Origin of the sequence: Streptomyces sp. CY-1, assembly GCF_047218265.1 — a bacterium.
GTDB classification, from domain to species: domain Bacteria; phylum Actinomycetota; class Actinomycetes; order Streptomycetales; family Streptomycetaceae; genus Streptomyces; species Streptomyces niphimycinicus.
Map to the genome: position 1 here is coordinate 4,073,931 of NZ_CP178393.1, position 22,152 is coordinate 4,096,082.

A 22,152-nucleotide genomic window follows, 5' to 3' on the forward strand; every position below is an offset into this window, starting at 1 on the left:
GAGCGCGACCGCCGAGAGCCACGACGAAGGGCCCGGGAGATCCCTCCCGGGCCCTTCGTCGTACCACCTGCCGAGCGGCGCGCAGACGCCCGCTCAGGCCGCTCAGCCCACATGGGGCCAGGGGGCGGCTCCGCCACCCCTCAGAACGGCTTGAACGCGTCGTACTCCTGCTCCGCCTCGTCCCGCTCGACATCCCGCTCACGACGCCGCTGCGCGGCCGGACGGGGAGCGTCGAATCGATGGTCCTCGCCGCGGCGGCCCAGCATCTCGGCGCCGGTCGCGAGGCTCGGCTCCCAGTCGAAGACGACCGCGTCGTCCGTGGGGCCGATGACGACCTCGTCGCCCGAGTGGGCGCCCGCCTTCACCAGCTCCTCCTCGACGCCGAGGCGGGCCAGGCGGTCGGCGAGGTATCCGACGGCCTCGTCGTTGGCGAAGTCGGTCTGGCGGACCCAGCGTTCGGGCTTCTCGCCCAGCACCCGGTAGAAGCCCTCCTCGGCGACGACCGTGAAGCCCGCGTCGTCCACGGCCTTGGGCCGGATGACGATCCGGGTCGCCTCCTCCTGCGGCTTGGCCGCCCGCGCGTCCGCGACGATCTGCGCCAGGGCGAAGGACAGCTCCTTGAGGCCGAGATGGGCGACCGCCGAGACCTCGAGGACCTGGTAGCCGCGGGACTCCAGATCGGGCCGGATGATGTCGGCGAGGTCCTGGCCGTCGGGGATGTCGACCTTGTTGAGCACGACGACCCGCGGCCGGTCGTCCAGACCGCCGTACTGGGCCAGCTCCGCCTCGATGACATCGAGGTCGGTCAGCGGATCGCGCTCGGACTCCAGGGCCGCGGTGTCCAGCACATGCACCAGCACCGAGCAGCGCTCGACATGGCGCAGGAACTCAAGGCCCAGACCCTTGCCCTGGCTGGCGCCGGGGATCAGGCCGGGGACGTCCGCGATGGTGTAGACGGTCGAACCGGCCGTGACCACACCGAGGTTGGGCACCAGCGTGGTGAACGGATAGTCGGCGATCTTCGGCTTGGCCGCCGAGAGCACCGAGATCAGCGACGACTTGCCGGCGCTCGGGTAGCCGACGAGGGCCACGTCCGCGACGGTCTTGAGCTCGAGGACGACGTCCCCGGCGTGACCCGGCTCACCCAGCAGCGCGAAGCCGGGAGCCTTACGGCGGGCCGAGGCGAGCGCGGCGTTGCCGAGGCCGCCGCGGCCGCCCTGGGCGGCGATGTACGTGGTGCCCTGCCCGATCAGATCGGCCAGGACATTGCCCTGCTTGTCGAGGACGACGGTGCCGTCCGGGACCGGCAGGATCAGATCGGTGCCGTCCTTACCGGAGCGGTTCCCGCCCTCGCCGGGCTTGCCGTTGGTGGCCTTGCGGTGGGGGCTGTGGTGGTAGTCGAGGAGCGTGGTGACGGACTGGTCCACGACCAGGATCACATCGCCGCCACGGCCGCCGTTGCCCCCGTCCGGCCCGCCGAGCGGCTTGAACTTCTCGCGGTGCACGGAGGCGCAGCCGTGGCCCCCGTTACCCGCGGCGACGTGCAGTTCGACGCGGTCCACGAAGGTGGTCATGACGGGTGCCTCCAGTTAATGCGGATTCAGGGGTGTGCTGATGTGCCTCACGCTCGTAACGCGCCGAGGGCGGACCCGCTTCCCGTCACGGGAAGAGCGGTCCGCCCTCGGAAAGGCTGTGCGATATCGCCCGGGCTGATTACTCGGCGACGGGGACGATGTTCACGACCTTGCGGCCCCGGCTGGTGCCGAACTGCACCGCACCGGCGGCCAGCGCGAACAGCGTGTCATCGCCGCCGCGGCCGACACCCGTGCCCGGGTGGAAGTGCGTGCCGCGCTGGCGGACCAGGATCTCGCCCGCGTTGACGGTCTGGCCGCCGAAGCGCTTGACGCCGAGCCGCTGGGCGTTGGAGTCGCGACCGTTCCGAGTGGACGATGCGCCCTTCTTGTGTGCCATCTCTCCTCAGTCCCTTACTTCGCAGCCGAGTCGATGCCGGTGATCTTCAGCGCGGTGTGCAACTGGCGGTGGCCGATCCGCTTCCGGTAACCGGTCTTGTTCTTGTACTTCAGGATGTCGATCTTCTCACCCTTGTGGTGATCGACGACCTCGGCGTGAACCCTCACGCCGGCCAGCACCCACGGGTCGCTGGTGACGGCATCGCCGTCGACAACGAGCAGAGTCGAGAGCTCGACGGTGTCGCCGACCTTGTTGCCGGCCAGACGGTCGACCTCGATGACATCGCCCACGGCCACCTTCTGCTGGCGGCCGCCGGTGCGCACGATTGCGTACACGCGGTTCTCACTCTCTCGCTAGAAAATCAGGACCTCTGATGCCAGCCGCCCAACACGGCCCACGAGGGGGTCGTGACAACCGAGTGATTCATGCGATTCACCATCGGCCGAACGGCCTCTTCCGGCGAAGCGGAAGGGATGTGCTCAGGGGTTTGGCGTATAGACGCCGAAGGTTAAGGCTACCAGAGCCCAGAGGGGCACCCTGCCACGTGGCAGGGTGCCCCCGGACGGCCGTACGGCCGGATCAGTCGTCGGCGGCGGCCGAGACCGACTGCGGAGTCTGCTGCTCCGCCGCCGCGGTCTTCTTGGTCGCCGTCTTCTTCGCGGTCGTCTTCTTCGCCGTGGTCTTCTTGGCCGCCGTCTTCTTCGCCGCCGTCTTCTTCTCGGCGGTCTTCTTGGCCGCCGTCTTCTTGGCGGGGGCCTTCTTGGCGGCCTTACGGGCGGTCTTCTTCGCCGGAACCTCGGACTCGGCCTCGCCCTCGGGCGCCGCCTCCGCCTTCGGCTCGGGCTCCGGCTCCGACTCCGTCGAAGACGCGCTCACGACCACCACGGCCGCCTCCTCGGAGCCCGTCGGCGAGCCCGCGGGGGCGGTCACCTTACGGGTCACCCGACGCCGCGTACGCGGCGCGGGGACGGCCTCCAGCGGGGCCGCCGGCTCCGGCTCCTGGACGGGAGCGGCGGCGGCGGCCTCGGCGACCGCCTCCGGCTCCGCCTTGGGCGCCTCCCTCGGCTCGTCGGCCACCACGACCACCGAGCCCTCCGACTCCCTGGCGGCCTTCGGCGCGCCCGCCGGGGCGGACGCCTTACGGGTGGCACGGCGGCGCGTACGCCCACGGGTCGCGGCGGCCTCGGCCTCCGCGGCGCTGCTGTACAGCTCCTCGTCGGCCGCGAAGACCGGCTCGGGCTCGTGCTTCGGCTGGGTGGCCTCCGCCGCGATCTCGGCCGCCGCCTCGGTGACGTCCTCGGGCTCGGCCTCGGCCACGGCGGCATGCTCGTGCTCGGCCGGCTGCTGGGCGCCACCGGCCGGCTTCTTCTTCTTGCGCTTGCCGCCACCGCCGCCGGCGGCCGACGCCTGGTCCATGTGGACGATCACGCCGCGGCCGTTGCAGTGCACACAGGACTCGGAGAAGGACTCCAGCAGCCCCTGGCCGACCCGCTTACGGGTCATCTGGACCAGGCCGAGCGAGGTGACCTCCGCCACCTGGTGCTTCGTACGGTCCCGGCCCAGGCACTCCAGCAGCCTGCGCAGCACCAGATCGCGGTTGGACTCCAGCACCATGTCGATGAAGTCGATCACGATGATGCCGCCGAGGTCGCGCAGCCGAAGCTGGCGCACGATCTCCTCGGCCGCCTCCAGGTTGTTCCTGGTGACCGTCTCCTCCAGGTTGCCGCCCTGGCCGGTGAACTTGCCGGTGTTGACGTCGATGACGACCATCGCCTCGGTCCGGTCGATCACCAGCGAGCCGCCGCTGGGCAGCCAGACCTTGCGGTCCAGCGCCTTCATCAGTTGCTCGTCGATCCGGTAGGTGGCGAAGACATCGACGTCCGAGGTCCACTTCTGGAGCCGGTCCGCGAGGTCGGGCGCCACATGCGAGACATAGCCGTGGATGGTCTCCCAGGCGTCGTCACCGCTGACGATGACCTTGGAGAAGTCCTCGTTGAAGATGTCGCGGACGACCCGGACGGTCATGTCGGGCTCGCCGTAGAGCAGCGACGGGGCGTTGCCGGTCTTCGACTTCTTCTTGATCTCTTCCCACTGCGCCTGTAGCCGGGCGACGTCGCGGGACAGCTCCTCCTCGCTCGCCCCCTCGGCGGCGGTGCGGACGATCACGCCCGCGTCCTCGGGGACGATCTTCTTGAGGATCTGCTTCAGCCGCGCCCGCTCGGTGTCGGGCAGCTTGCGGCTGATGCCGGTCATCGAGCCCTCGGGCACATAGACCAGATAGCGGCCCGGCAGGGAGACCTGGCTGGTCAGCCGGGCGCCCTTGTGGCCGATCGGGTCCTTGGTGACCTGCACCAGAACGGACTGGCCGGACTTCAGGGCGGTCTCGATGCGGCGCGGCCCGTTGGAGAGCCCCAGCGCCTCGAAGTTCACCTCGCCCGCGTACAGCACGGCGTTGCGGCCCTTGCCGATGTCGACGAAGGCGGCCTCCATCGACGGCAGCACGTTCTGGACCTTGCCCAGATAGACGTTGCCGACGTAGCTGGTCGCCTGCTCCTTGTTCACGAAGTGCTCGACGAGGACGTTGTCCTCCAGCACGCCGATCTGGGTACGGTCGCCGTTCTGCCGGACGACCATGACCCGCTCGACCGCCTCGCGGCGGGCCAGGAACTCGGCCTCGGTGATGATCGGAACGCGGCGGCGGCCCTGCTCACGGCCCTCGCGACGGCGCTGCTTCTTGGCCTCCAGACGCGTCGACCCCTTGATCGACTGCACCTCGTCGGCGCTGGACTCGGAGTCCTTGCCGCGCCGCTCACGGGGCTCCCGGGGCTCCCGGGGCTCGCGGACCTTGACGACCGTACGCTCCGGGTCGTCACCGCCCGCCTCCGCCTCGACCGCGTCGCCGCTGCGACGGCGGCGCCGACGGCGACGACGGCTGCTGGCGCTGCCGCCACCGTGCTCACCGGCCTCGGCATCCGCCTCGTCCCGGCCCTCGCCCTGCTCCTCGGCGCTCTCGCCCTCGGCGCCCGACTCGTCCTCGTACCGCTCACCGGTCTCGGACTCGGCGCGCCCCTCGGGGCCCTCGCCCTCGACGGCCTCGCCACGGCGGCGACGCCGTCCGCCACGGCGGCGGCGACGGGCCGGACGGTCGCCCTGCTCCTCATCGCCGTGCTCGCCCTCGGGCTGCCCGGACTCGGCCTCGACGGCCTCGGTCTCCTCGGCCTCCGGCTGCTCCTCGGCGGGCTCACCGCCACGGCGGCGGCGCCGACGGCGGCCGGTGGGCGCCTCGGGCTCGACGGCCTCGGTGGTCTCCTCGGCCGTCGGCTGCTCCTCTTCCTCCTCCTCGGTCTCCTCCAGCGCGGCGGCGGCCTCGGCGGCGGCGCTCTCCGGCGTCTGGAAGACCGGCTCGGTGAAGACCGGCGCCTGGAACACGGCCGTCGGCGGGCGGACCGCCCGGCGCCGTGAACGCGGCGCGGGCTCCGGCTCGGCCTCGGCGGCCGGGGCCTCGGCCTCGGCGGTCTTCGGCTCCGGAGCGCTGCTCGGCTCCTCGGCGGCGGTGCCCCGGGTGGCGCGGCGGCGGGTGCGGCCACGCGGCGCCTCCTCGGCCTGCGCACCGGCGGGCTCCTCGGCGCGCTCGCCCCGCTGCTCGGCGGCGGGCTCCTCGGCGGCCTCGGCCTCCGCGGGCGTTCCGGCGGGGGCGGTGGCCTTACGGCTCGCACGGCGACGGGTACGGGCGGGCGCCGCGGGCACGGTCTCCGCCTCGGCCTCGGCCTTCGCGGCCTCATCGGGCTCTGTCGGCTCCACGGCCTCCGCCTCCGCCTCCGCGGGCGCACCGGCCGGAGCGGTGGTCTTACGGGTCGCACGGCGACGCGCACGGGTACGCGGCGCCTCGTCGGCCGGGGCCTCATCGGCCGGGGCATCGGCTGCGACTGCGGCTGGGGCCGTGGCCTCGTCACCACTGCCACCAGCGGCCGCCGCAGACGACGCGTCCGCGTCGGCGGCCTCCGCCTGCGGCGGGCCCGCGGGGGCGGTGGCCTTACGGCTCGCACGACGGCGCGTACGGGCGGGGGCCGCGGGCGCGGTCTCCGCCTCGGCCTCCGGAGCCGCGGCGGGCTCCTCGGCCTGCTCGGGCTCGACGGCCTGCTCAGGCGCCGCGGTCTCCGCCTTCGCGGGCGCACCCGCCGGAGCGGTCGCCTTACGGGTCGCACGGCGGCGCGTACGGGCGGGCGGAGCGGCCTCGGGGGTGGCTTCCGTCACGGGCTCGGCGGCGGGCTCGGCGGCGGCCTGGGGCTCCTCGCCACCACGGCCGGCATCGGCCGTCACCACGGTCTCCGCGGCCTCCGGCGAACCCGCCGGAGCCGTCGCCTTGCGCGCCACCCGGCGCCGCGTACGGGCGGGCGGAGCGGCGGACTCGGCCTCGGACCCGGATGCGGATCCGCTCGCGGTGACCGCGGCGGCACCGGCGGCGACCGGCTCCGAAGCGGCCTCGGACGCGGCGATGGCCACGATCTGGTCAGCCGGTATGGCCGGCGACGAGGGCGTGGTGACCTCGGCGCCGCTCACCCCGCCGACCGGCGGTCCGGCCGGTCGGGAGGCCGCACGGCGGCGGCGCGGCGGCAGGGTGTCGCTGGGCGTGCTCTCGATGGGATCCCCGGGCGCCGCGGCACGCGGCGCGGACGGCTCAAGGGGCTGGACAGGTTGGGTCGGCTCAATTGGTTCGAGCATGCGGGCGTTTCTCCCGTCACGCTCCCGGGCGCCGCGCCTGCCTCCGGCCGGCAACCCGCGCACTGTGCGCGTGTGCCGCCGCCCGGGGCGCGGTCGCCGCACGGGAGCTGTCGTCTCGCTCACCGGGACCGAATGTGTCGGGACCGGCGAAAGTCTCCTGGTCAGTGCGCCAGCCGGACCCGGGTGGCTCCCAAGTGCATCGGCGGCGCATCGACGGCGGCCCTACGCGGAACCTCCCGGCGCCATCGCGGCGGTCAGCTCGGCGGCCGTGGTTGGGGCGGCCTGAACTGCCTCGCGATCGGGCGCGAGCGGGTCGGTCACCGTGCCGGACTCCTCATCGAGCAGCCCCTGCGCCAGCCTGGTCACCGCTGCGGGGACCGGCGGCGCCAGGTCGGCCGTAGCGCGGAGACCGGACAGGACGTCGTCGGGTCGTACGGCAGGTGTCAGATGCCGTACCACCAGCCGCAGTATCGCACAGCCAGCGTCTCCGGGCCTATCGGCCCGAGGCGGAAGCACCTCCAGCCGGGCCACCGCCGCACGGGCGTCGAAGGTTCGCAACCCATTTTTCGTCCGGCGCTCCACCTCGACCGTGTCGGCCTCGAGGAAGGCGGCGGCGGCACGCTCGGCATCCGCCTGGGCGACCTGGTCCAGCCGGATCTCCCATACGGACGCCTGTAGCCGGTCGGCCAGTCCCGAGGTGCGGGCCTCCACGGACTCGATCACATCGAGCCCCTCGGGCAGCGACTCGTCGAGCAGCGCCCGGAGCTTCTCGGGGTCGCGCGCCTCGGCCAACTGGATCTCCAGGTACTCCGCCTCGCTGCCGGTACCGGTGGGTGCGGCATTGGCGTAGGACACCTTCGGATGCGGGCTGAAGCCCGCCGAGTAGGCCATCGGCACCTCGGCGCGGCGCAGCGCCCGCTCGAAGGCGCGCTGGAAGTCGCGGTGGCTGGTGAACCGGAGGCGGCCGCGCTTGGTGTAACGCAAACGGATGCGCTGCACCGCGGGAGCGGGCGGCGGGCCTTCGGGCTGTCGCTTGCCCAGGGGACTGTCTCCTTGTACTTCCTTGCGGTCGAGCACCAGGGCCGCGGGGCCCCGGTCTCTTCCAGCCTACTTTGTGGGCACTCCGGTGACGGAGGGCCGCCGGACGGCTACTTCACCGACAGCGGCAGCAGCTTCCGGCCGGTGGGGCCGATCTGGATCTCGGTCTGCATCTGCGGGCAGACGCCGCAGTCGAAGCAGGGGGTCCAGCGGCAGTCCTCGACCTCGGTCTCGTCGAGCGAGTCCTGCCAGTCCTCCCACAGCCAGTCCTTGTCGAGGCCCGAGTCGAGGTGGTCCCAGGGCAGGACCTCCTCGTAGCCGCGCTCGCGCGTGGTGTACCAGTCGAGGTCGAGGCCGAACTGGGGCAGGGCCCGCTCGGCGCACTCCATCCACCGGTCGTACGAGAAGTGCTCACGCCAGCCGTCGAAGCGGCCGCCGTCCTCGTAGACGGCGCGGATGACCGCGCCCACCCGGCGGTCGCCGCGCGAGAGCAGACCTTCGACGATGCCGGGCTTGCCGTCGTGGTAGCGGAAGCCGATCGAGCGGCCGTACTTCTTGTCGCCGCGGATCTTTTCGCGCAGCTTCTCCAGCCGGGCGTCGGTCTCCTCGGCGCTGAGCTGCGGGGCCCACTGGAAGGGGGTGTGCGGCTTGGGGACGAAACCGCCGATCGAGACGGTGCAGCGGATGTCGTTCTTGCCGGACACCTCGCGGCCCTTGGCGATGACCTTGGTCGCCATGTCGGCGATCTGTAGCACGTCGTCGTCGGTCTCGGTGGGCAGCCCGCACATGAAGTACAGCTTCACCTGCCGCCAGCCGTTGCCGTACGCGGTGGCCACCGTACGGATGAGGTCCTCTTCCGAGACCATCTTGTTGATGACCTTACGGATGCGCTCACTGCCGCCCTCGGGGGCGAAGGTGAGGCCCGAGCGGCGCCCGTTGCGGGTCAGCTCGTTGGCGAGGTCGATGTTGAAGGCGTCCACCCGGGTCGACGGGAGGGACAGGCCGATCTTGTCCTTCTCGTACCGGTCGGCGAGGCCCTTGGCGACATCGCCGATCTCGGTGTGGTCGGCGGAGGAGAGCGACAGCAGGCCGACCTCCTCGAAACCGGTGGCCTTCAGCCCCTTGTCGACCATTTCGCCGATCCCGGTGATCGACCGCTCGCGCACCGGGCGGGTGATCATGCCCGCCTGGCAGAAGCGGCAGCCGCGGGTGCAGCCGCGGAAGATCTCCACCGACATCCGCTCATGGACGGTCTCGGCCAGCGGCACCAGCGGCTGCTTCGGGTAGGGCCACTCGTCGAGGTCCATGACGGTGTGCTTGGACACCCGCCACGGCACGCCCGAGCGGTTCGGCACGACGCGCGCGATCCGCCCGTCGGCCAGATACTCCACGTCGTAGAACTTCGGGACGTAGACGCTGCCGGTGCGGGCGAGACGGAAGAGCAGCTCATCGCGGCCGCCCGGGCGGCCCTCGGCCTTCCAGTCGCGGAGGATCTCGGTCATGTCGAGCACGGCCTGCTCACCGTCGCCGATCACCGCACAGTCGATGAAGTCGGCGACCGGCTCCGGGTTGAACGCGGCATGGCCGCCCGCGACCACCACGGGGTGGTCCTCGGTACGGTCCACGGCGTCCAGCGGGATGCCCGCGAGGTCGAGCGCGGTGAGCAGGTTGGTGTACCCCAGCTCGGTGGAGAAGGAGACGCCGAGGAAGTCGAACGCGGACACCGGGCGGTGCGAATCCACGGTGAACTGCGGCACCTTGTGCTCGCGCATCAGCTCCTCGAGGTCCGGCCACACGCTGTAGGTGCGCTCGGCGAGCACACCCTCGCGCTCGTTGAGGACCTCGTAAAGGATCATGACGCCCTGGTTGGGGAGACCGACCTCGTAGGCGTCGGGGTACATGAGCGACCAGCGGACGTCGCAGCTCTCCCACGGCTTGACAGTGGAATTGAGCTCGCCACCTACGTACTGGATGGGCTTCTGCACATGCGGCAGCAGGGCCTCGAGCTGTGGGAAGACCGACTCGACAGACATCGCGGACTTTCGTGAAGCTGACAGGGGTGACCCTCTAGCGTACCTGCCGCGCCGGACTCCCTCGCCACGGAGCTACGCCTCCAGCGCCGCCCGGTGCTTCTTACGGGAGACATCCGCCCACAGGCCGGGCAGTTCACGCTCGCGGGCGGCGGCCCGCGCCTCCTCCCTGCCGTACAGCAGGCCGAAGGTGAAGTCGCTCTCCCCCGCGCCGTGGGCCTGGGTGGCCAGCGCCCGCAGCGCCCCGCGCACGACGACGCTGTCCTGGTGGTCGCCGAGCACGTCCTGTACGGACTGCATACGGCGGGCGAACTTCTTGGCGGGCCTGCCGAGCGCGGGCCGGGCCGTCTCGGCGGCGTAGCGGACGCGCTTGGCGGCCTTACGGGCCTGATGGACGGCCACGTCGCGGTCCGTCCCCGGGGGCGTCTCCAGGGCGGTGGCCATACGGGTGGCGAGCCGCTCGTAGTCGCGCAGCACGGCCCCCACGACCACCGGCGCGGCCGGCTTGGCGGCGGCGGGGCGCAGCGGCGGATCGGCCACCAGGGCGTCGAGGGTGTCCAGCAGCGTGAGGTGGCGCTCGCTGTCCAGCGCGCCCAGGACGGCCGCGCGGGCGCCGTCGCGCTGCCCCTGCGACCAGTGGTCCAGCCGGTTCCGCACCGGGCCGAGCCGGAGGTCGTCCGGCAACTCGGCGAGACGGCCCTCGAGCCGCTCGGTGAGCACCTCGCGGTCGCGTTCCACACCGAGCTCACCGGCCAGCCACTTCAGCTCGTCGCCGATCGGATCGGTCACCGTACGGTCCAGGACCTTGCGGTAGGAGCGGAAGGCGCTGCGCAGCCGGCGGGTGGCGACCCGCATCCGGTGCACCGCGTCCGGCAGGTCCCTGCGCACGGCGGGGTCGAGCCGCACCATGGCGTCGATCTGGCGGCGCACGTAGTCCAGGACGACATCGTCGGCGCCGAGCGGCCGCCGGGGCGCCGACGCGGCCTGTTCGACCTGACGGGCGCTCTTCGCGGGCTTGCCGGGCTTGGCGGGCTTCCCGGGCCCGCCTCCGCCGGTCTCGACCGCGACCGCGGCCCGCTCCGTCTCGGCCAGGGCCTTGGCGAGCTTGGAGGGGCTCTCGGCGCGGTGCAGACCGCCGTCGCGCAGCCGCCCCTCGACCGCGTCCAGCAGCCGCTGATCGTGGCCCCGGCCCTCGGCGAGCTCGACCTCGACCTCGGTCCACCGCACCGGCTCGCTCTCCTCCGGCGCCAGCCGCCGGGCCGTCACGCGGTCGACGGACACCTCGGCGAGCACGGTGCCGTCGGCGTCCACGAGATCCTTACGGTCCCGCTCGGTGTGCAGATGGGCCAGCGGGCGCAGCGGATCGTGGCGGACCCGCGAGCGCAGCAGCGCGGCCATCTCGGCGGGCACCTCGGCGCCGAGCGGCGCCTGGAGCTCCTCGCGGGTGTCCTGGCCGACGGGCAGCTTCAGATGCCAGCCCTCGTCGGCGCCGCCGGTGCGGTGGCGCAGGGTGATGCCGTCGGCCAGCAGCCGTCGCCCGGGGGTGTCGTAATAGGTGGCCTCGAGGGTCGCGACACCTCGGCTCACCACGGTCGCGACCGGACCCGCCCCGGTCAGTTCGGGAAGACCCGGCAGGTCGGGCCGCCCGGACGGACCGGCTTCCTCGGCGGTGGCCTCGTACTTTCGTTCTATCTCCTGCTTCGTGTCCACCATGTGATGACACGTACCCGAACTGGGGCCAATCAGCCCTAAGCGGAGACGGGCCGCTGCACTCGGATGGACTGAAGCAGCCCGATCGCGATCCATACGGCGAACATCGAGGTGCCGCCGTAGGAGACGAACGGCAGCGGCAGACCGGCCACCGGCATGATGCCCAGCGTCATCCCGATGTTCTCGAAGGACTGGAAGGCGAACCAGGCGATGATCCCGGCCGCGACGACGGTCCCGTACAGCTCCGTGGTGTCGCGCGCGATCCGGCAGGCGCGCCACAGCACGACCCCCAGCAGCACGATGATCAGGCCCCCGCCGAGGAAGCCGAGCTCCTCCCCCGCGACCGAGAAGACGAAGTCGGTCTGCTGCTCGGGAACGAACTGACCGGTGGTCTGGGTGCCGTGGAAGAGCCCCTTACCGGTGAGACCGCCCGAGCCGATCGCGATCCGCGCCTGGTTGGTGTTGTAGCCGACCCCGGCCGGGTCGAGCGCGGGGTTGGCGAAGGCGGCGAAGCGGTCGATCTGGTACTGGTCGAGGACATGCAACTGCCAGATGAGCAGCGCGCCGACCACGGCCGTGAGGATCAGCCCGGCGATCCAGCGGTTGGACGCGCCGGAGGCGAGCAGCACGGCGAGCACGATCACCGCCATGACCATCACCGAGCCGAGGTCCGGCATCAGCAGCACGATCGCGATGGGCAGTGCGGCCAGGCCGAGCGACTGGACGACGGTGCGGTGGTCGGGGTTGAGCCGGTCACCCGCGTCCACGCGGGCGGCCAGCAGCATCGCCATGCCCAGGATGATCGTGATCTTGGCGAACTCGCCCGGCTGGAGGGAGAATCCGCCGCCGACCACGATCCATGCGTGCGCCCCGTTGATCGTCGAGCCCAGCGGGGTGAGCACGGCGAGGACGAGGACGACGGACAGGCCGTAGAGGAACGGGACCGCGCCGCGCAAGGTGCGATGGCCCAGCCAGACGGTGCCGATGGCGAGCAGCAGCCCGATGCCGGTGTTGAGGGCGTGCCGGACCAGGAAGTAGTACGGGTCGCCCCCGTTCAGCTCGGTGCGGTTGCGGGTGGCGGAGTAGACGAGCGCCGCGCCGATCGCGGACAGGGCCAGCGAGGTGAGCAGCAGCACCCAGTCGAGGCGGCGCACGACGGAGTCGCGCGCCATGAGCTTGCTCCAGGTGCCGCGCTCAGGGGTGAAGCGGCGTACGGAGTACCCATGCGTGGACGCGCTCATGAATCCGCTCCTCGCCGCCGCTCACGCGAAGCCGCCTCGAACTGCTTGCCCAGGGGCTGGGGCTCGATGGAGCCGTCCGAGGAGATCTTCGGCAGGCTGGCCTGCGGCCGGGGCAGCAGCGCCTTCTTCTTGTCGATGCCGCCCTTGGCGTCGACCCCGTACAGCGCGTTGTAGATCTTGCGCACCGCCGGGCCGGAGGCACCGGAGCCGGTACCGCCCTGGGAGATCGTCATGACGATCGAGTAGTCCTTGGTGTACGTCGCGAACCACGAGGTGGTCTGCTTGCCGTAGACCTCCGCGGTACCGGTCTTGGCGTGCATCGGGATCTTGTCCTGCGGCCAGCCCTGGAACCGCCAGGCGGCGGTGCCCCGGGTGGCGACGCCCGCGAGCGCGCTGTCGATCTTCTCTCGGGTCTGGCCCTTCATCGGCAGCTTGCCGTGCGACTCCGGCTTGATCTCCTGGACGTCCTTGCCGTCGGGGCTGACGATCGCCTTGCCGACGGTCGGGTTGTAGAGCGTTCCGCCGTTGCTGATGGCCGAGTAGATGGTGGCCATCTGGATCGGGGTGACGAGGGTGTCGCCCTGGCCGATGGAGTAGTTCACGGAGTCACCGGCGCGCATCTTCATGCCCTCGAGACAGTTCTCGTAGGCGATCCGCTGGCCGTAGTTCCCGTTCTTCTTGCCGCTCTTGCACCAGGCGTCCTTGTTGGCCTTCCAGTAGTCCTTCTTCCACTGGCGGTCCGGGACCCGGCCGGTGACCTCGTTGGGGAGGTCGATGCCGGTCTCCTTACCGAGGCCGAACTGGTGGGCGGTCCGGTAGAACCAGTCCCCCGGCTTCTTCTTGGGCTTGTTGCCGCCGTCCTTCTTCCACTGCTCGTAGGCGAGGTGGTAGAAGACGGTGTCGCAGGAGACCTCCAGCGCGCGGCCGAGGCTGATCCCGCCGTAGTTCTCGGACTCGAAGTTCTTGAAGACCTGGCTGCCGATGTTGAACGAGCTGGTGCAGGGATACGGCCCGTTGAAGGAGTAGCCGGCGTTGACCGCGGCGGTCGTCGGGACGACCTTGAAGATCGAGCCGGGGGCCGCCTGGCCCTGGATCGCCCGGTTGAGCAGCGGGTAGTTGGACTTCTTGCCGGTGAGCTGCTTGTAGTCCTTGCCGGAGATGCCGCCGACCCAGGCGTTGGGGTCGTACGTCGGGTTGGACGCCATGGCCACCACCCGGCCGGTCTTGGCCTCCATGACCACGACCGCGCCGGAGTCCGCCTTGTAGTTGGTGCCGGTGTTCCGGTCGTGCTGCTTGCGGGCGTCCCGCATCGCCTGCTCCAGCTCCTTCTCCGCGACCGATTGGACGCGCGAGTCGATGCTGGTGACGACGTTGTCGCCGGGACGGGCCTTCTGGCTCTCCCGCTGGCCGATGACCCGGCCCAGGTTGTCGACCTCGTAGCGGGTCACCCCGGCCTCGCCGCGCAGCTCGCTGTCGTACTGGCGCTCGAGGCCGTTGCTGCCGACCTGGTCGGAGCGGAGCAGCGGCGACTTGCTGTGCTCGGCCTCCTTCACCTGCTCATCGGTGACCGGGGAGAGATAGCCGAGCACCTGGGCGGCGTTGGAGCCGGCCGGAGCGGCGTAGCGGCGTACGGCGGTGGGCTCGGCGCTGATGCCGGGGAAGTCCTCTTCGCGCTCGCGGATCTGGAGCGCCTGCTTGGCGGTGGCCTCGTCGGTGATCGGGATGGGCTGGTACGGGGAGCCGTTCCAGCAGGGCTGCGGGGTCTTGGCGTCGCACAGCCGGACCTTGTCCATGACGTCCTTGGGCTTCATGCCCAGGACTTCGGCCAGACGGGTGAGGGCGGCCTTGCCGTCGTCCGGCATCTTCATCAGTTCGGTGCGGCTGGCGGAGACGACCAGACGGGTCTCGTTGTCGGCGAGCGGCACACCGCGGGCGTCCAGTATGGAGCCGCGCACGGCGGGGTGGACGACCTGCTGGACGTGGTTGTTGGCGGCTTCGGCGGTGTACTCGTCGCCGTTGCGGATCTGGAGGTACCACAGGCGCCCGCCGAGGGTCAGCAGCAGCGAGAAGACCAGGATCTGGAGGCCGACGAGCCGGATGGTGACCCGGGGGGTCCGTCCGGTCTCGGGGATATTACTCATGGCATCCCCTGAGGACGGTGGTGGGCGAGGGGAGGACGACGGAGGGGAGGACGACGGAGGGGAGGACGACGGAGGGGAGGACGACGGAGGGGAGGACGACGGAGGGGAGGACGGCGGGCGACAGGAGGGCGGGGCTCACAGGCGCTTGACCCCCTTGATGCGTGCCGTCCTGTTCTTCCCGGTGCGGGACAGCAGCCCGCCGCGCTGGCTGCCGATCCGGGCCGCCCGGCCCGGACGCCTGAGGCGGCTCATCCGGCCGATCCGGCCGGAGCTGACGCCGCCCGCCGTGCTGATCCAGCGGGACGGGCTCTCACCGCCGCCGCCCGCGCTGTCGGCCATCGGATCGTTCTCGCTCCGTCTGGCCAGCCCCATGATCAGCGGCACCGTGAAGGGTGCCAGCAGCAGGTCGTAGAGGGCCGCGGTGAACAGCAGCTTGCCCAGGCCCACCTGACGGGCCGCGTCGTCGCCGACGAGGATGCCGACCCCGGCGTACAGCAGCGTGGCGCCGATGGCCGCGGCCACGACCGCCAGCATCGGCCCGGTGGCCGACCTGAGCTGGCCGGACTCCGGCTTGGCGAGCCCCGCCAGATAGCCGATCACGCACAGCACCAGGGCATAGCGGCCGGCGGCGTGGTCGGCGGGCGGGGCGAGGTCGGCGAGCAGTCCCGCGGCGAAGCCGATGAGCGCACCGCCGGTGTGGCCGTAGACGAGCGCGAGGCCGAGCACGACGAGCAGCAGCAGGTCGGGGACGGCGCCGGGCAGTTGGAGCCGGGCCAGCACACAGATCTGGACGACGAGGGCGAAGACCACCAGGCAGGTCGACAGGACGATCCGGTTGAGGTGCAGCATCGGTCAGCTCCTGTTGGCGGCCGGGCTCGTGGCGGTGGCGGAGGGGTTGGCCGTGACGGTGACCGTGGGCGTCGGCTTGGGCTTCGCGGGCTTGGGCGGCAGCACGGTGTCCCGCGGGTTGCCGCGCGGCGGCTGGACGACGACCCCGACGATGTCCAGCTTGCTGAACCGCACATACGGGCGCACTTGAAGCGTGCGGGTGAGATCCCCGCCAGTGGGGTCGACGCGCACGACCTTGCCGACCGGGACTCCGGGGACGAACGGCTTGTTCGCCTGGGAGCCGAAGGTGACCATCCGGTCGCCCTGCTTGATCCGGGCCTTGCCGTTGAGGAGCTGGACATGGAGCGAACGGTCGCCGCGCCCGGTGGCGAAGCCGAGCTCGCCCGACCCCTCCATACGGGTGCCGACGGTGAAGTCCGGGTCGATGGCGAGCAGCACGGTCGCCGTCGAGGAGCCGACGGTGGTGACCCGGCCGACCAGCCCGTCGCCGTTGATGACGGTCATGTCGCGGCGGATGCCGTCGTTGCTGCCGATGTCGAGGGTGACGGTCCAGGAGAAGCCCTGGGCGGCGCCGATGCCGATGACCTGGGCGCCCTTGATGCCGTATTGGCCGGCGCCGGCGGTCTTGAGCAGCTTGTCGAGCTCGGCCGAGCGGGCGCTGTTACGGGCGTCGTTGCCGAGCTTTTGCTTGAGTTTGGTGTTCTCTTCCTCCAGGCGGCGGACCCGGTCGTGACGGTCACCGGATTCCCGTACGGCCGCGACGGCGTTGCCGACCGGGTCGACGGCGGACGCGACGCCGTCCTCCACCGGCCCGAAGACGGAGGCGGCGGCCTGACGGGCGCCGTCGAGGGGTGAGTCCTCGCCGCCGCGGATATCCACCGTGATCAGCGCGAACGCGATGGCGACCAGCAGCACCAGGAGCAGCCGGCTCTCTCGTGTGTCCCTCACGTGCGGCGACGTGCCTTCCTCGTCGAAGTCGGACCGGTGCCGGTGCCGGTGATGTGGTGACCGGCCGGTCCTGGGGAGCCTTATGCCTGTATATCAGCGTTCCGCCGCACGGGCAGCCAACCACCCGCACGGCCGGTTCGCCGGATTGTCATCTGCGGGGTTGGGCGTCCAGCACCTGCTGGAGCGCCTCGAACTCCTCCACGCACTTGCCGGACCCGAGCGCGACGGAGTCCAGCGGGTCCTCGGCGATATGGATCGGCATCCCGGTCTCCTGGCGCAGCCGCTCATCCAGGCCGCGCAGCAGCGCGCCGCCACCGGTGAGCACGATGCCGCGGTCCATGACGTCGCCGGAGAGCTCCGGGGGGCACTTGTCGAGGGTGGTCTTGACGGCGTCGACGATCGAGTTGACCGGCTCCTCCATGGCCTTGCGGACCTCGGCGGCGGAGATCACGACGGTCTTGGGGAGGCCGCTGACCAGGTCACGGCCGCGGATCTCGGTGTGTTCCTCTTCGTCGCTCTCGGCCGCGGAGCCGATGGTGATCTTGATGTTCTCGGCGGTGCGCTCGCCGAGCAGCAGGCTGTACTCCTTCTTGATGTGCTGGATGATCGCGTTGTCCAGCTCATCGCCCGCCACCCGGATGGACTGCGCGGTGACGATGCCGCCCAGCGAGATGACGGCGACCTCGGTGGTGCCGCCGCCGATGTCCACGACCATGTTGCCGGTGGCCTCGTGGACCGGAAGGCCGGAACCGATGGCCGCGGCCATGGGCTCCTCGATGATGTGCACCTGGCGGGCGCCCGCCTGGGTGGACGCCTCGATGACGGCACGACGCTCGACTCCGGTGATACCCGAGGGAACACAGACGACCACACGGGGCCGGGCGAGATAGCGGCGCTTATGAATCTTCAGGATGAAGTACCGCAACATCCGCTCGGTGATCTCGAAGTCGGCGATAACGCCGTCCTTGAGCGGACGCACAGCGACGATGTTGCCAGGGGTGCGGCCGATCATCTTCTTCGCCTCGGCGCCCACGGCGAGAATTCCGCCGGTGTTGGTGTTGATGGCGACGACGGATGGCTCGTTGAGGACGATCCCGCGGCCCCTGACGTACACCAGCGTGTTGGCGGTCCCGAGGTCGACAGCCATGTCACGGCCGATGAACGACATGTTGTTCCCCATGAGGATACGTCAGGCCTTCCCTGCTGGAGCGATTGCTTGCTAGAGGTCGGCAGGATGGGTGTGCGCTGCGAGGCGCGGAGGCTTCATCGTAGTCACGCCCGCTCGAACACGCTGCGGGGGTCCTCCGCCATTGTCAGCAGAACACGACCCCGCCTCCTCTAATGGTGACGTCGTGTCGCGGAGATGCGTTCCCCCGATCGGCTCGCATATGCCGAAGGGCGGCCGGGCAATTCGGCCGCCCCCAGGTCAGCAGGGGTGTGGCAAGCAGATGATCAAACTGATGGCCGATCAGTATCGATCGGATCGGGATCAGGCGAGCCCGGGAAAGAAAATCTTGATTTCCCGTTCGGCCGACTCCTCGGAGTCCGAGGCATGGATCAGATTTTCCCGAACGATGGTGCCGAAATCGCCACGGATGGACCCGGGTGCCGCGGCGATCGGGTCGGTCGGCCCGGCCAGCGCCCGGACGCCCTCGATGACCCGCTCGCCCTCGACGACCAGCGCCACGGCCGGAGCGGAGGCCATGAACTCCATCAGGGGCTCGTAGAAGGGCTTGCCGACATGCTCGGCGTAGTGCTGCTCCAGGACCTCACGGTCGAGCTGACGCAGTTCGAGGGCGCTGATCGTCCAGCCCGCCTTCTTCTCGATCCGCCCCAGAATCTCGCCCACCAGACCGCGTCGGACGGCGTCGGGCTTGAGAAGGACGAGCGTGCGCTGGCTCACGGTGCGGGCTCCTTTGGGAAATGGCGTGCGGGTGGCGCTGTGAGGCTGAGGCTACATGGGTGAACGAGGGCCACGTCACGCAGTGTCAGGCGAGGCGGCCGAGGCCGCGGCGAACCGCGCCTTCGCCTCGTCGACCTTACGGCCGAAGTGGACCGAGGCCCACCACAGCGCGGCGAAGACCACCCCGAGGACGAACATGGTGGTCACCACGAAGCCGCTCAGCACCAGGCCGATCTGAAGGGCCCAGCCGATCTGTACCGCGCCCGGACGGCTCAGCATCCCGCACAGCAGCACACACAGCGCCATGGCGATCCCGCTGACCGTCCAGACGGTGCCCGTCGAAAGCCCGGACGTCTTCATCGCGACGAGCCCGGCGAAGCCGATCACAAAGAACTCACCGATGAGGGTGGAAGCGCACAGCGTCCGCATATCAGCCCCTTCCCAGAAGCAGCCGGGCCTCGCCGACCGTGATCACCGACCCGGTCACCAGAACACCCGCTCCGGCGTATTCGCCCTCTTCCTCCGCCAGGGTGATGGCTTCCTCCAGGGCGTCGTCCAGCCGGGGCTCGACCTGGACCCGATCGGAGCCGAAGACCTCGACGGCGATCGCGGCCAGCTCATCCGGGTCCATCGAGCGATGGCTGGAATTGCGGGTCACCACGACCTCGGCGAAGATCGGCTCGAAGGCTTCGAGCACACCGCGCACATCCTTGTCGGTGCTCGCCCCGACCACACCGATCAGCCGGCTGAAGTCGAAGGACTCGGTGACCGCCTCGGCCGCCGCACGGGCGCCCGCGGGGTTGTGCGCGGCGTCCAGCACCACGGTGGGGCTGCGGCGCACGACCTCCATCCGGCCCGGCGAGGTCACGGAGGCGAAGGCGGAACGGATCGTGTCGATATCGAGCGTGCGGGCGTGCTGGGAGCCGATGCCGAAGAACGCCTCGACGGCCGCCAGCGCCATCGCCGCGTTATGCGCCTGGTGGGCGCCGTGCAGCGGGAGGAAGACATCGGGATACTCCCCGCCGAGGCCGCGCAGGGTCAGCAGTTGACCGCCGACCGCCACCTCACGGGAGAGCACACCGAACTCCATGCCCTCACGGGCGACCGTGGCGTCCACCTCGACGGCGCGCTTGAGCACCACGGAGGCGGCCTCCACCGGCTGCTGCGCGAGCACCACGGTGGCGTCCTGCTTCACTATGCCGGCCTTCTCCGTGGCGATCTGCTCGGGAGTGGTGCCGAGCCGGTCGGTGTGGTCCAGCGAGATCGGCATGATCACCGCGACGCCCGCGTCGACCACATTGGTGGCGTCCCAGGAGCCGCCCATGCCGACCTCGACCACCGCGATGTCCACGGGCGCGTCCGCGAAGGCCGCGTACGCCATCCCGGTGAGCACCTCGAAGAAGGACAGCCGGTGCTCCTGCTGGGCGTCGACCATCTCGATGTACGGCTGGATGTCCTGGTACGTCTCGATGAACCGCTCGGCGGAGATCGGCGCCCCGTCCAGGCTGATCCGCTCGGTGATCGACTGGACATGGGGGCTGGTGTAGCGGCCGGTGCGCAGCTCGAAGGCGCCCAGCAGCGACTCGACCATCCGGGCGGTGCTGGTCTTGCCGTTGGTGCCGGTGATGTGGATCGAGGGATAGGCCCGCTGCGGCGAGCCGAGGATGTCCATCAACGACTCGATGCGCACCAGCGACGGGTCCAGCTTGGTCTCCGGCCAGCGCTTGGCCAGCTCGCCCTCCACCTCGCGCAGGGCTCGGTCCACCTCGGGGTCGGCCGGGCGGGAGGGAATGCCGTCTCCCTGCGGTGGCCCGGACTGCGCACGCAGCGTCCGGCTGCCGGCCTCGATCACCGCCAGATCGGGGTCACGGTCGGTCTCGGCTTCGACGATCTCTTCGAACTCGTCGGACTCGTTCTGGGGGCGCTCCTCGCTCACGCCGACCAGTCTACGAGGCAGGGGTGACAAGCCGGGCCAGCGCCATCCCCGGGGTCACGACCCGGTATCTGTGACAAGGCGGCTCGCCTCCGGGGCGCTCCAGTCGCTGTCGACGGTCGACCGTGCTCGGTCACTCGTTCCTCGCTCCCTGCGCGCGCTCTCCCTTACGACAGCGACGCGCCCCTTCGGCTCACTCGCCGCCGAGTGCGGCCTTCATCATCGACTTGGCGATCGGCCCCGCCAGACCGCCGCCGGAGATGTCGGCGCGGGCCGCGTCGCTGTCCTCGACGACCACCGCGACCGCGACCTTGTGGCCGTTGCCGGCGTCCGCGTAGCTGATGAACCACGCGTAGGGATTGGCGCTGTTGTTCTCACCGTGCTGGGCGGTGCCGGTCTTGCCGCCCACCGTCACCCCGGGGATCTTCGCGTTGGTCCCGGTGCCCTGGTCCACGACCGTCCGCATCGCGGACTGGAGCTCGGACGCGGTGTGCTTGGACATCGCCTCGTTGTAGGTCTTGGCCTGGTTACGGTCCAGGGCGGAGGCGGTGCCGTCCGTGGTGCGGTCGACCTCGTACGGGGTCATCAGCTTGCCGTCGTTCGCGATGGCCGAGGTGACCATCGCCATCTGGAGCGGAGTGGCCGTCACATCGAACTGGCCCATACCGCTCAGGGCCGTCTGCGAGTCGTTCATCCCGCTCGGGTAGAGGCTCTTCGCGGCGCGCACCGGGATGTCGAGCTTGGAGTCGTCGAAGCCCAGCTTCCCGGCCTGCGCCGCCACCTTGGACTGGCCCAGGTCCACGGCCATCTTGGCGAAGACCGTGTTGCACGAGTACTCCAGGGCGGTGCGTATCGTCGCGTCCTTACAGGGCGCCGACCGGTTCTCGTTGTGCATGTCGGTGACCGTGCCCGGCAGCCGGTACGGATCGGGGCTCTTGGTCGGCTCGTCCACCGACGAGTACAGCCCGTTCTCCAGCGCCGCGGCGGCGACCAGGACCTTGAAGGTCGAGCCCGGCGGGTACGTCTGGCGCAGCGCGCGGTTCAGCATCGGCTGCTTCTTGTCCTTTTGCAGCGCGAGCCATGCCTTCTGGTCCTTGGTGGAGGAGCCCGCGAAGCTGCCGGGGTCGTACGAGGGCGTGCTGGCCAGGCCCAGGACGGCGCCGGTCGTGGGGTCGAGCGCCACGGCCGCGCCCGTCTTGTTCCCCAGGCCCTCATAGGCGGCCTTCTGGACGGCCGGGTTGATCGTGGTGATCACATCGCCGGGCTTGGACCGCTCCCGCGTCACCGCCTCGAGCGGGTTCTTCAGCCGGCTGTCGGAGCCGTCGAGCACCTGCCGGTCCAGGGCCTCGAGCTGGGTGCTGCCGTAGGACTGGGAGGCGTAGCCGGTGATCGGGGCCCACAGCTTGCCATCGGTGTAGGTGCGCTTGTACTTCAGATCGCCGTCGGTGGAGGCCGAGCCGGTGACCGGCTTGCCGCCGACCAGGATGTCGCCCAGCGGACCGGCGTACTGGGAGATGGCCACACGGCTGTTGTGCGTGTTGTCCCGGAGGCTGTCGCCTCTCGCCAACTGCACATAGGTGGCCCAGGCGAGCAGGGCCAGCACGAGCAGAAGCGAGAAAATGGAGGCCCTTCGCAGTGGCTTGTTCATGGAGGGTGGAGCTCCTTC

The 22,152-nt window shown here is 70.7% G+C and carries 17 protein-coding genes; all 17 read right to left on the reverse strand.

Features of this window, described 5'->3' with window-relative positions; genetic code table 11:
• Positions 1-140: 140 nt before the first annotated feature.
• A complete protein-coding gene (obgE, locus tag ACK1X7_RS17750; RefSeq protein WP_385141618.1) occupies positions 141-1,574 on the reverse strand; it encodes a GTPase ObgE in 1,434 nt (477 codons plus the stop codon).
• A 139-nt stretch (positions 1,575-1,713) separates the two neighbouring features.
• Complete coding sequence (rpmA, locus tag ACK1X7_RS17755; protein WP_014060683.1) at positions 1,714-1,971, reverse strand: 50S ribosomal protein L27; 258 nt, start codon at positions 1,969-1,971, stop codon at positions 1,714-1,716.
• Between the two features lie 14 nt (positions 1,972-1,985).
• Entirely contained in the window at positions 1,986-2,306 is a 321-nt protein-coding gene (gene rplU, locus ACK1X7_RS17760) for a 50S ribosomal protein L21 (protein WP_361513455.1), read from the reverse strand.
• Between the two features lie 244 nt (positions 2,307-2,550).
• Positions 2,551-6,693 (reverse strand): Rne/Rng family ribonuclease, encoded by a 4,143-nt coding sequence (locus ACK1X7_RS17765; RefSeq protein ID WP_413115341.1) that lies wholly within the window; start codon positions 6,691-6,693, stop codon positions 2,551-2,553.
• Positions 6,694-6,915: 222 nt separating this feature from the next.
• On the reverse strand, positions 6,916-7,692 hold the full coding sequence (locus ACK1X7_RS17770) for a TIGR03936 family radical SAM-associated protein (RefSeq protein WP_216342389.1): 777 nt from the start codon (positions 7,690-7,692) through the stop codon (positions 6,916-6,918).
• Between the two features lie 149 nt (positions 7,693-7,841).
• Positions 7,842-9,764 carry a TIGR03960 family B12-binding radical SAM protein gene (locus ACK1X7_RS17775; RefSeq protein WP_385142160.1) on the reverse strand — a complete coding sequence of 641 codons (1,923 nt, stop codon included), beginning with the start codon at positions 9,762-9,764 and terminating at the stop codon, positions 7,842-7,844.
• 72 nt (positions 9,765-9,836) lie between these two features.
• Positions 9,837-11,474 carry a CHAD domain-containing protein gene (locus ACK1X7_RS17780; protein ID WP_385142157.1) on the reverse strand — a complete coding sequence of 546 codons (1,638 nt, stop codon included), beginning with the start codon at positions 11,472-11,474 and terminating at the stop codon, positions 9,837-9,839.
• A 35-nt stretch (positions 11,475-11,509) separates the two neighbouring features.
• Positions 11,510-12,712, reverse strand: a complete 1,203-nt coding sequence (gene rodA, locus ACK1X7_RS17785; protein WP_385142155.1) for a rod shape-determining protein RodA — start codon at positions 12,710-12,712, stop codon at positions 11,510-11,512.
• The gene (gene mrdA / locus ACK1X7_RS17790; protein WP_413115342.1) at positions 12,709-14,853 is read right to left on the reverse strand and encodes a penicillin-binding protein 2; all 2,145 of its coding nucleotides are present in this window, start codon (positions 14,851-14,853) and stop codon (positions 12,709-12,711) included. Before mrdA ends, rodA begins: the two co-directional genes overlap by 4 nt.
• Entirely contained in the window at positions 14,846-14,992 is a 147-nt protein-coding gene (locus ACK1X7_RS17795) for a hypothetical protein (RefSeq protein ID WP_413115343.1), read from the reverse strand. Before ACK1X7_RS17795 ends, mrdA begins: the two co-directional genes overlap by 8 nt.
• Positions 14,989-15,699, reverse strand: a complete 711-nt coding sequence (gene mreD, locus ACK1X7_RS17800) for a rod shape-determining protein MreD (RefSeq protein WP_382953347.1) — start codon at positions 15,697-15,699, stop codon at positions 14,989-14,991. The genes ACK1X7_RS17795 and mreD overlap by 4 nt, the downstream gene beginning before the upstream one ends.
• 6 nt (positions 15,700-15,705) lie before the next feature.
• Positions 15,706-16,650: a rod shape-determining protein MreC gene (gene mreC / locus ACK1X7_RS17805; protein WP_385142149.1), complete on the reverse strand. Its 945-nt coding sequence runs from the start codon at positions 16,648-16,650 to the stop codon at positions 15,706-15,708.
• A 148-nt stretch (positions 16,651-16,798) separates the two neighbouring features.
• Positions 16,799-17,818, reverse strand: coding sequence for a rod shape-determining protein (locus ACK1X7_RS17810; protein ID WP_014060693.1), 1,020 nt, complete (start codon positions 17,816-17,818; stop codon positions 16,799-16,801).
• A 321-nt stretch (positions 17,819-18,139) separates the two neighbouring features.
• Positions 18,140-18,553: a nucleoside-diphosphate kinase gene (gene ndk, locus ACK1X7_RS17815; RefSeq protein ID WP_078641414.1), complete on the reverse strand. Its 414-nt coding sequence runs from the start codon at positions 18,551-18,553 to the stop codon at positions 18,140-18,142.
• 75 nt (positions 18,554-18,628) lie between these two features.
• A complete protein-coding gene (locus ACK1X7_RS17820; protein ID WP_361503324.1) occupies positions 18,629-18,982 on the reverse strand; it encodes a DUF4233 domain-containing protein in 354 nt (117 codons plus the stop codon).
• A 1-nt stretch (position 18,983) separates the two neighbouring features.
• The gene (folC, locus tag ACK1X7_RS17825) at positions 18,984-20,489 is read right to left on the reverse strand and encodes a bifunctional tetrahydrofolate synthase/dihydrofolate synthase (RefSeq protein ID WP_390793201.1); all 1,506 of its coding nucleotides are present in this window, start codon (positions 20,487-20,489) and stop codon (positions 18,984-18,986) included.
• A 190-nt stretch (positions 20,490-20,679) separates the two neighbouring features.
• Positions 20,680-22,134, reverse strand: coding sequence for a peptidoglycan D,D-transpeptidase FtsI family protein (locus tag ACK1X7_RS17830; protein WP_385142143.1), 1,455 nt, complete (start codon positions 22,132-22,134; stop codon positions 20,680-20,682).
• Between the last annotated feature and the right edge of the window lie 18 nt (positions 22,135-22,152).